The organism is Nostoc sp. UIC 10630 (assembly GCF_010747425.1).
Lineage (GTDB): Bacteria > Cyanobacteriota > Cyanobacteriia > Cyanobacteriales > Nostocaceae > Nostoc.
The window spans coordinates 1-9,858 of sequence record NZ_JAAGOG010000248.1 but is presented as its reverse complement, the minus strand read 5'-3'; the positions used below and the strand labels follow the sequence as shown (position 1 = coordinate 9,858).

Below are 9,858 nucleotides of genomic sequence, written 5' to 3'. Positions count from 1 at the left end.
TCCCCTGCTTCCCCTGCCCCCTGCTTCTTATTGGCAATGATAAAGTTCGTATTCATAGCCGTCTACGCTTGGCAAAGATTTAGTATCAGCGACGCATGTTTTGACGGCTTCTGCTACTGGGGCATGAAAGTTTACCGACCACAAGTCAAAAGGTCGTGGTAGCGTCTTTAAGGTATTTTCTAGAGCAATGGTGGAAGTATTCGGATCTTGATATTGATGGGCAAGGAGAAACAAAGAATTTTGAGGCGAATTGGCAAGTTTCAACTCCCTAGCTACTCCCATCATTTCCCCAGTGTGTATATAACTTTTGTGAGTAGTGGCAATCAGTACTGGTACTGGGGATATTTGTTGGATGAGTTGCACAAACAGGTCAGGGCGATAATATTTTTGATAGCCGAGATTGCAAATTACTGTAACTGCACTAAAAAATCCCATTAGCCAAATTAACATCACGGCTTTTTTACCGTTTATTCCCCATTTACCTATGCTTTTTATTTCCTTGGGGGGATGCCAACAAACTGCGAGACTTGCGCCTAGCAAGACAACGATCGCAGGATAGTAAACAAAGTTATATCTAGCGCCTCTGGTCAGGTCAATACCCAAAAAGTACGTAAAGATCAAAAATAAAGCGATCGCACTAACCGCAATTCCAATAAATACCTGAATCATAATCCGGTTTTCTGGATGCTGTAGTTGAATTTTGATCCCACGCAGCAAAATTGGTACTGCCCAAATAAAGAAAGCCAGCATCACTATTCCAGAAGGAATCACCACCAATAGCTGTGAAGATTCAACTGGTAATAGGGAAATCATTGCAATCAATGTTCCTAAAGCTTGAAAAATTGGGCTTAACCAATCTAGTCCAACACGCGAACCTCGAATCCACTCGGTCAAAATCCCACGGTTTTTATTCTCTAACAAGATTGGTATCCAAATTAAACCCGCCGCCAAAGTACCTACCGCAACGGCATAAATGCGCCGCCAGGGAGAAGAGAAGAGGAGAGAAAATTTGGTGCTAGTTTGCAATTGAAGCCAAGCAAGAGAAATCAAAACTACGGCTTCTGTATAGAGGGTGAAGGTGAAAAAATAATGAGTAGCAATACCCAAAGCATTAATTGCTACCCACGAAAGTGCTACCCATATAGGTAAAGGTGTGCGGTTTTGAATATGACGTGTGGCAATTACTAAGCAGGTGAGCGAACCAATCACCCATAAGATTGCCAAAGTGTAATGACGTGCTTCTTGTGCTAAAAATACGGGGTAGGGTGATACTGCGATCGTGGCAGCAGCTAATTGTCCTACTAGCCGCGAACGAAATGCTACTTTACCTAACACGTAAAAACACGGTATTGAGACAGCACCGAATATCGCAGGTAGCGATCGTGCTGCAAATAGCGATACTAATCCTCCTTCGCTAGGAAATAATTTCATCCATAGGTAAGCCAGCACAAAATACAGAGGTGGATGACTATCTTGTGTAGCTAAATTATGAACCACATCACCAATACTAGCTGCTGGGTTGGGTTGCAGTGGTTGTAATAAGATATCAGGTGCGATCGCCTGATCTAGGGGTACTGATAAAAAATTGTTACCCAAGCTAAACACTAAGGTGGAAAACTCATCAGTCCAAGGAGACTTTGTTGTCAAGTTGGTTAGGCGTAAGCTAATGCCGATGAGCAACCACATCAAAATCAGCAAAGGGTGAAGCCAGGAAGGTGGGAGGCGAGCTTGCCAATAATTATACCAGTGCTTGTGTTGTGAGGCAGAATTAGTATCTACAATCTGTACACAAGGGTCAGTAGATGTAGGTAGCAACGAGATAATTTTTTTGTAAAAATAAAATGCACCTTTGAAAATAACTCTCATTGCCGGGCCTTATACAAATGGATTTGTAGATTTGACGTTTGAGATTTAAGTTCGTTCTAAAATCTAAGAACAAAAATCAAAATCTCAAATCCTTCGTTGTGATTATTTAACATTAGTGACGCGCTAGCTAAGTTTCATCCCATTTAGGAGGGGATTCAAACCCCGTCTAAATTAAGCCTTCTGCCTTCTTCAACTGAATTTTAAGTTTAACCACTATTTTGTGTTACGTATCAACGCTTACACAATTTTTTATCCCAAAAAATCATCAATACTGTACCATTAAGCCAGCGAAGTCAGCAAATATACAGTTGGTCGAGACTATGTAAAGACTTTTTTAGATTGTTATATTAGTTATACTAATCTAAAATCATTAGTTGGTTAATGACTATAAGTTAAAAAAATACTAGTTTACCAAATTTTAAAATTGGTGGTCAACAAAAAAGTAATGAGTACAGATTAAGAACTAATGGAATTCTGAATCCTGAGTTATTATTGAATCCAGCTAAATTACTTTGATATTTAGCTATATAGTTAAATATTTTTAGGTCATAATACTGCTGTGTTGCCATAAAAAATGTAGTTAAAATCAATCAAACCCGCTTTAAATGGCGATTATACTATCAACCATAAGAGCCGTAAAGCAATTCAAAATCTAAAATGTTCGTGTAGCAGTCTCATAGATAAAAAGCACAATACTAGCAAGCTTTTTGGCATTCAGAATGTGCCAATTAAATACATATTAGCTTATTAAAGTCAAGAGATTTACACTTTTCCAAGAATTTATCGACATATATAAAAATAAAATTAACAAAAATTAATATTCATGTAAATTAAGTATACTATTTAGCAGCCATTGGATTGTAAATCTCTCAAAAGTAACAGCATAAAATCCCCCAAGAGGGCATTGCAAAAAAGATGAAAATTTTGTTTGTTATTAATCTAATGCCTTTGTTTATTGCTGGTATTGAGTAAATAAACATCTAAAAAATACAGGGTAGATCATGCATATTCCTGATGGATTTGTTTCTGTTCCGGTGGCAGGGGCTACTGGTTTAGCCAGTGTAGCAGCACTTTTTATTGCCTTCGAGCGATCGCAAGAAGCTTTTGGTATCCGTCGTGCGCCCATACTGGGATTAACCACTGCCTTTATTTTTGCCGCCCAGATGATCAATTTTCCGGTAGCTGGAGGTACTAGTGGTCACTTACTAGGAGGAACCTTAGCTGCGATCGTTTTGGGTAGTCCGTGGGCAGGAACGTTGTGTATTGCCACAGTTTTAATTATTCAAGCTGTGCTATTTGCTGATGGTGGCATTACAGCCTTGGGAGCAAATATTTTCAATATGGCAGTAGTTGGTGTTTGGGTAGGCTGGATTTTAACCCAAACCTTGCAACGGCTGTTGGGGGGATTTAAAGGGCGTTTACCCCTAGCTGCTGGTATAGCTGCTGGCGTAAGTGTAGTGGTAGCTGCTATAGCTTGTGCTATTGAGTTAGCCCTTTCTGGTACTGCACCTGTAGCCATAGTTTTACCAGCTATGACTGGCGTGCATATTTTGATTGGCATTGGCGAAGGGATAATTACTGGGGGTGTACTGACTTATTTAGCTACAGCCCGGCCAGATTTATTACCAGGGGAACAGCAGGAATTTCGTGGCTGGTCAGTGCCTATTGTCACCATTTTCTTGATTGCAGGAGTACTGTCACTCTTTGCCTCAGCCTGGCCTGATGGTTTAGAAAAAGTCGCTGAAAATACAGGTTTCATTGATTTAGCTGCGAAAGTCCGGGTAATTGTGCCGACTCCCTTAGCTGACTATAGTATTAAGGGTTTGGGGCCAATTGGTACTAGTATCGCTGGACTTATGGGAGCTACAGTTTGCTTTGCTGTAGCCTTTGGGATTGCCAAGGTGGTGAAACCGAAGAATGCTTAAACTTTCTTTGCCATTACGTTTGCAGCTGTCTCTAGTGATTGTGGTGGGAGCAGCGTTACTAAAATATCATGCTTGGTATTGCTTAGGTGTATATGCCGCGATCGCACTTTTGTGGGCTTGGCTGTTGCGCGTATCAATTCGCCACTTGGGAGGATTACTCGGTACAGAATTGATTTTTTTGTCATTGCTAGCCTTGCCTTTGGGATGGGAAAGAGCCAGCTTTTTACTGCTTCGTTCGCTGGTTTGTCTAGTTACTATGAATAGTTTTTTGTTAACCTTACCGCCCCACAGCTTTGGTATAGCCCTGAAAGGCTTACCCGTACCAGCACCTTTAAAGGAAAACTTGTTGTTAGCTGGGCAATATATGGAAATTTTGCTCTCAGAAGTAACGCGAATGCAGCGCAGCGCTCAATTACGTGGTCTGAATGGAACTACGGGATGGTTGCGCTACGCCAGTGCTGCCATGATTGGAGCCTTGTATCTCCGCAGTCTGGATAGGGCAGAACGAGTCTATGGGGCAATGGTAGCTCGCGGTTACAACGGGCAATTGCCCATTGATTCTCCTCTCAGACCGAAAGAGCGTTTTGCCGTATTACTAGCTTGTGCGATCGCTGCTACTGTAACCCTAACTTCTTACAAAATTTAACCCAATCCTCACTCCGCAATATTGAGTTTGTGAATCTTGAAATCTTTAACATCTAATCCCCAACCACCAACCCACAACCCCCACGCAACTGTCGTTGAAGTTGAGAACTTGGTCTATGCCTATTCTCGCCAGGAGCCGGTATTACAAGAAATTTCTTTTACTTTGAATAAAGGCGATCGCGTTGCCTTGATGGGAGCAACTGGTTCTGGAAAAAGCACCTTGCTAGAGAACCTAATTGGCTTAAAACAACCCCAAACGGGGAAAATTACCATTAATGGTATCCCCTTAGAGCCTAAAACTCTACCCCAAATACGTCGTCAAATTGGCTTTAGCTTTCAAGATGCCAACGACCAACTATTTATGCCCACCATCTTGGAAGATATTACCTTTGGCCCACGCAACTACGGAATGTCACCAGCAGAGGCTAGCGATCGCGCCCGGCAGTTATTAGCTGATTTCGGACTAGAAGCCTACGCTAATCGCTCCGCTCACGAACTTTCTGGGGGGCAAAAACGCCTTGCTGCCCTAGCCTCAATTTTAGCCCTAGACCCAACAATTCTAATTTTGGATGAGCCGACTAACGGTCTCGATCCAGCATGGCGACGACATTTAGCGCAAGTGTTGTTAAAGTTGCCAGTGCAGGTGATGTTAATTGCCTCCCATGACCTAAATTGGTTAGGTAGAGTTACGCAACGTGCTTTGGTGCTGTCTGGTGGTCGAATTCAAATAGACGGCAATATTAAGCCACTTTTGCAAGATGGTGCTACTTTAGACCAGTTAGGTTTGCCCATAGATTGGTAATTTGAGATTGGGGCATGGGCACAGAAGTGGAGTTTAAAGAATCATTCACTATTCTCTCTGCCCATTGCCCGTAATATTAGATACTATATTTTGGGTTTTATTGCTGTTGGGGTGTTAATGTCTGTTTTACATAAATATACTGTTATTGCTCCTGTTAGCCTGAGCATCGCTTTGTTCGTTACCAGTTGCAGCGAAAATAAAGTTTCTCAGTGCCAGCGACTGATTCGAGTTGTAAATGCCGGAACTTCTCTGATTGATAACAATAAAGGAAGGCAAGTCATCACCAGCATACAACTATCTAAAGATTTAGAATTTGTGACTAAATCGATTAAGGAACTGAATTTAAAAGATCCCAAGCTGAAAGGATTCCAAAGCGGTTTTGTCAATATTTTTCAGAATCTTAGTCAAGCGATCGCCAAAGCTGGTAGAGCCCTTGGTGCAACCAAGACAGCAGAAGCTTCAGAATCGGGTAGAGAAAAAATCCAAAAGGCTAGAACCGAAATTGACTCAGCACTGACAACAGCTACAAATCTTGGCAAGCAGTCAGATACATTAGTCAATCAGATGAATAAGTATTGTAGCCAGCCAGAATAATTTATCTGGGGCATTGGGCATTGGGCATGAAGAAGAGACAAGGGAGACAAGAGAGAGACTTGTTCAATAATTCCCCCTTGTTCCCCTGCTTCCCCTGCCCCTCAATCCCAGCCATAGTAATTTTTATCACTCTTTTTTCATAAATTTTCCTGATATACACCAACTTTGTCTGTCAAAAGAAATATTGGTGCAAGTCAAATGAAATACCATGAGTGATATTAGTCTACTGATGGCGGGTGTGCTAGCAACAGGGCCAATCTCTGCCCTTAATTTACCAGAACAGCCTGTAATCACGCCAGATAATCTGGTGCAGCAGTCAACACAAGAAAATTTATCTCAAGTTGTTTCGCCTGCTGAAATTACACCACCTGAATTTGTGCAGCCAGATATAACTACTTCATCAGCTAAAAAGCACAAGTACGAAAATATACTTAAAAAAAGCAGAGAAAAAATTCAATTTATAAATTCCCCTAATTTACCTCAGTTAAAAGATACTCAAGCTGTAACAGAAGTTGCACAGAACCAGGAAAACACAGAAGAATTCTCTCTATCTCCTCAGCCTCCCGACTCAGACAACCAAATGTCTCAAGTCACATCGGTGTCACAACTTAAAGACGTGCAACCTTCCGACTGGGCTTTTGATGCTTTGCAATCTCTAGTAGAACGCTATGGCTGCATTGCGGGATACCACGATGGGAATTATCTGGGAAACCGCACCATCAGCCGTTATGAATTTGCGGCTGGTTTAAACGCTTGTTTAGAGAAGATTAACGAAGCGATGCCTGCGGCGGGCTACGCCTACGCTAATAATAAAATTAATACTGTTAATAGTGAAGATTTAATCTTGCTGCAAAGGTTGCAAAGCGAATTTAAAGCAGAGTTGCAGCAATTACAGCAGCGTGTTGAGGCTGTAGAAAACCGGACTACTGAATTACAAGCCAATCAGTTTTCCACAACTACCAGATTATTTGGTCAAGCCGTTTTTAGCGTTCAGGGAACCAATAGCCCCGATGTGGATTTGTTTCCTAGAGATGGAGTCCCTGAACGTCAGGGAAAAACCAATCTGACTTTCACAAGTAGCACCCAACTAACCTTAGCAACTTCATTTACAGGACGAGATTTGCTCTTAACAGGGCTATCTGCGGGTAATTTGGGTTCTAATGCAGCGTTGCTATCTACCAATATGGGGCGGTTGGGTTTCGAGTCAAATACAGACAACAATCTAGTCGTTAGTGACTTATCTTATCGATTTGTCGTCTCGGATAACTTCGGAATTGTCGTAGGTACGGCGGGAGTCAACCCTATCAACAGCTTTCGGGGTATTAGTCCTTTAGAAGGTTCTAGCGACGGTGCAATTTCTCTATTTGGTCAGCGTAACCCGATTTTAAGTATTGGCAACGGCACTGGCGGTATAGGCTTTGATTGGCAAATTAGCGATCGCATCAGTTTGCAAGGCGTTTATAGTGCAGAAATTCCCAGTTTTTCTGGCAATATCAACCAGGGCGGACTATTCGGCGGTAGATTAACTGCTGGCGCTCAGTTAAGTTTAGCACCCACCGATAACATCGATATCGGCGTACATTATCTTTATTCCCACTCCCCAGATGGCTTATTAGGAAGTGGTATCGGCGATTCTCAACTGATTTCGCCTTTTGCAGATGCAACAGCTTTTGATACCCAAGCCATTGGCGCTACCGTTGCTTGGCGAATCAACTCTAACTTGCAATTGGGCGGTTGGGGTGGCTTTACTTCTTCCAAACCGTTCAACCTTCCTGGAAGTGTAGAAACTACAAACTGGATGGTGTTCGCGGCCTTTCCCAATTTGCTGCGTCCTGGGAATTTAGGAGGCGTTCTCGTCGGACAACCGCCCAAAATTACTTCGAGTACTTTACCCGATGGCTTCAATTTTCCCAAATTTTCTGATGGGGGAACAGCAGGTGGACGTAGTGACACATCAATTCACGTAGAACTTTTTTACCGCGCCCAGTTGAGCGACAATATCGCCCTGACTCCAGGCTTATTCGTCATTTTCAATCCCGATCACAATGCTGCTAACGATACTTTAGTCGTTGGAGCATTAAGAGCAACTTTCCGGTTTTAACTTTATACCGATGAAAATGTAATAAAAAGCGCTATTTTCATACTGACTAATCCAGTATGAAATGCTTGCATCGCCCAATAGAAGGAACGAAAAGCTGCGCGTATTTTTTTATATGTGATTAAAGGAGCAAATTTTTCATGAAATTAGATTCATTAACTAAATTGGGTTGTGCAGTTGTTAGCAGTAGCAGTTTAGCCGCAGTTATCATCAGTTTAGGTGGAACAAGTGCTTTTGCTCAAATCACCATTCAAAGCACTGGCACATTATCAGGTACTATCCAGCTTCCCAGCATTAATCCTAATTTCAATGGCAGTACGACTCGTGTTGATACAGATGACGCGGGGACTTACTCACGGAATTTAGGTACTAAGAACAATCCTAATTACGTTCCTGTATACAAGTCAGACTATGTGAAGGTACAAACACGCTCTGATGGTAGCCTGCATTACTTTGTTGACTTTAAAGGCATTCCGATTGTCTCCTTTAATGGCGTTCTGAATTCGCCGATTCTCTCTGGCGGTGAGTTAACACCCTATAAATACCAGGGGAGATTAGCAGGAACCACATTTCAAGGAGTAGTTCAGGATGAATTTAATCTCACAAAAGCCTTATACACTGGTACTGTCACCGATCCAAAAACCGGAAATCAATATCAGGGAACCTTTGAAGTAAGTGGATATGGAGTGCGATATAGCGATCGCAATGGTGGTGCAACCCCCACTGTCTTTGATTTCAAGTCCGATATCCCAGGTTCGCCAAAGGTGACTTCTTTGGAAATGACTAACTCCCCCCTGGCGAGGATAACCATCAAAGTACCTGCAAATGCAACTCTTATAACTCCCACATCAGTTGGTGGTGGTAGTACGCCAACTCCTACACCCGTAGTTAGTGGTGATAGTACACCTACTCCCTCGCCAGTAATTAGCGGTGGTAGTACATCTACTCTGCCAACAATAGTTGATGGTGGAAGTGAATTCACTGTTACACCAATAGTTGATGGTGGAAGTGAATTCACTGTTACACCAATAGTTGATGGTGGAAATGAATTCACTGTTACACCAGTAGTTGATAATGGAAGTGCGATCGCTTCCCCTACACCTACAAGGACTAATTCTCCATCCCTTTCTACTACACCGAATATGGAATTCAGTAACGGTAATTCCTTAGAGGGTAATCAAGTAATGGTTAACCCTGCAACCCTTGCTCAAGCTGCTTGTTCACAGGATTCTACCAATAGCTGCACAATACCCGCTTCACCCAAACAAGCGATCGGCCCCCGTAGTCGAGTGCTAGTACGTTAGTAATTTGAGAGCTTCTTTTGCCCCCCTTTTTTAGCTACTGTGTACACACATCTTGTTAATGAAGCACAAATCCCCATTTACCTCCCTTGAAGGGGGGAAATGTCCGGTTTTCCCCCTGTATAAGCTACGGTGTACACACAAATCATCTGATCCCCCTAAATCCCCCTTAAAAAGGGGGATTTGAAGAAATTTCCCCCTTTTTAAGGGGGGTTAGGTGGGATCGAAACACTGTTAGACAACTTTATAAGACTTGTGTGTACACCGTAGCCCTTTATAAGGGGGAGTTAGAGGGGGTCAGAAAGACTTGTGTATACACGTTTTTTTAAGGGGGGGTTGGTAGGGTGGTTTTATATAAGCAGAGAAAATACTGAAACTGGGTTTCAAAGCCTCTCGACCTTTCGGGGAGATGTTTCGAGAGGGGTAAAAGCCGTGCCACAAAATTAAAAATCTAGACTTATGTATTTTTCTTTCTTCGTATAAAACCACCCCTTTTTTTAAGGGAATCAAAAGCCTGTGAAACGACTCTAGAAGACTTGTATGTACAGCATATAGGACTAATATTTGATTTCTGAAAAAGCTCCGTACATTTGAAGGGTGGGGAAATCAAAGGTCGTGTGTCGGATA

Annotated in this window: 7 protein-coding genes; 6 read left to right on the top strand and 1 reads right to left on the bottom strand. The window is 42.3% G+C overall.

The window, feature by feature from the left end; genetic code table 11:
• Positions 1-27: 27 nt before the first annotated feature.
• Complete coding sequence (locus G1O98_RS33465) at positions 28-1,866, bottom strand: glycosyltransferase (protein ID WP_243458620.1); 1,839 nt, start codon at positions 1,864-1,866, stop codon at positions 28-30.
• Between the two features lie 1,001 nt (positions 1,867-2,867).
• On the opposite strand from G1O98_RS33465, the gene G1O98_RS33460 reads away from it, so the two are divergent.
• The 6 genes from G1O98_RS33460 to G1O98_RS33435 all read left to right on the top strand — a co-directional run bounded on the left by G1O98_RS33460 (position 2,868) and on the right by G1O98_RS33435 (position 9,234).
• A complete protein-coding gene (locus G1O98_RS33460; RefSeq protein WP_163937680.1) occupies positions 2,868-3,791 on the top strand; it encodes an energy-coupling factor ABC transporter permease in 924 nt (307 codons plus the stop codon).
• Entirely contained in the window at positions 3,784-4,437 is a 654-nt protein-coding gene (locus G1O98_RS33455) for an energy-coupling factor transporter transmembrane protein EcfT (RefSeq protein WP_163937677.1), read from the top strand. The genes G1O98_RS33460 and G1O98_RS33455 overlap by 8 nt, the downstream gene beginning before the upstream one ends.
• 36 nt (positions 4,438-4,473) lie before the next feature.
• A complete protein-coding gene (locus tag G1O98_RS33450; protein WP_163937673.1) occupies positions 4,474-5,238 on the top strand; it encodes an ABC transporter ATP-binding protein in 765 nt (254 codons plus the stop codon).
• Between the two features lie 117 nt (positions 5,239-5,355).
• Positions 5,356-5,832: a hypothetical protein gene (locus G1O98_RS33445; protein WP_163937670.1), complete on the top strand. Its 477-nt coding sequence runs from the start codon at positions 5,356-5,358 to the stop codon at positions 5,830-5,832.
• Between the two features lie 208 nt (positions 5,833-6,040).
• The gene (locus G1O98_RS33440) at positions 6,041-7,933 is read left to right on the top strand and encodes an iron uptake porin (RefSeq protein ID WP_163937667.1); all 1,893 of its coding nucleotides are present in this window, start codon (positions 6,041-6,043) and stop codon (positions 7,931-7,933) included.
• A 137-nt stretch (positions 7,934-8,070) separates the two neighbouring features.
• Positions 8,071-9,234: a hypothetical protein gene (locus tag G1O98_RS33435; RefSeq protein ID WP_163937664.1), complete on the top strand. Its 1,164-nt coding sequence runs from the start codon at positions 8,071-8,073 to the stop codon at positions 9,232-9,234.
• The last annotated feature ends 624 nt before the right edge of the window (positions 9,235-9,858 follow it).

What these genes read in the sequence shown, in the direction of transcription:
- G1O98_RS33465 (WP_243458620.1), bottom strand. Translation starts at nt 1,866, where the DNA reads ATGAGAGTTATTTTCAAAGGTGCATTTTATTTTTACAAAAAAATTATC.
- G1O98_RS33460 (WP_163937680.1), top strand. Translation starts at nt 2,868, where the DNA reads ATGCATATTCCTGATGGATTTGTTTCTGTTCCGGTGGCAGGGGCTACT.
- G1O98_RS33455 (WP_163937677.1), top strand. Translation starts at nt 3,784, where the DNA reads ATGCTTAAACTTTCTTTGCCATTACGTTTGCAGCTGTCTCTAGTGATT.
- G1O98_RS33445 (WP_163937670.1), top strand. Translation starts at nt 5,356, where the DNA reads ATGTCTGTTTTACATAAATATACTGTTATTGCTCCTGTTAGCCTGAGC.
- G1O98_RS33440 (WP_163937667.1), top strand. Translation starts at nt 6,041, where the DNA reads ATGAGTGATATTAGTCTACTGATGGCGGGTGTGCTAGCAACAGGGCCA.
- G1O98_RS33435 (WP_163937664.1), top strand. Translation starts at nt 8,071, where the DNA reads ATGAAATTAGATTCATTAACTAAATTGGGTTGTGCAGTTGTTAGCAGT.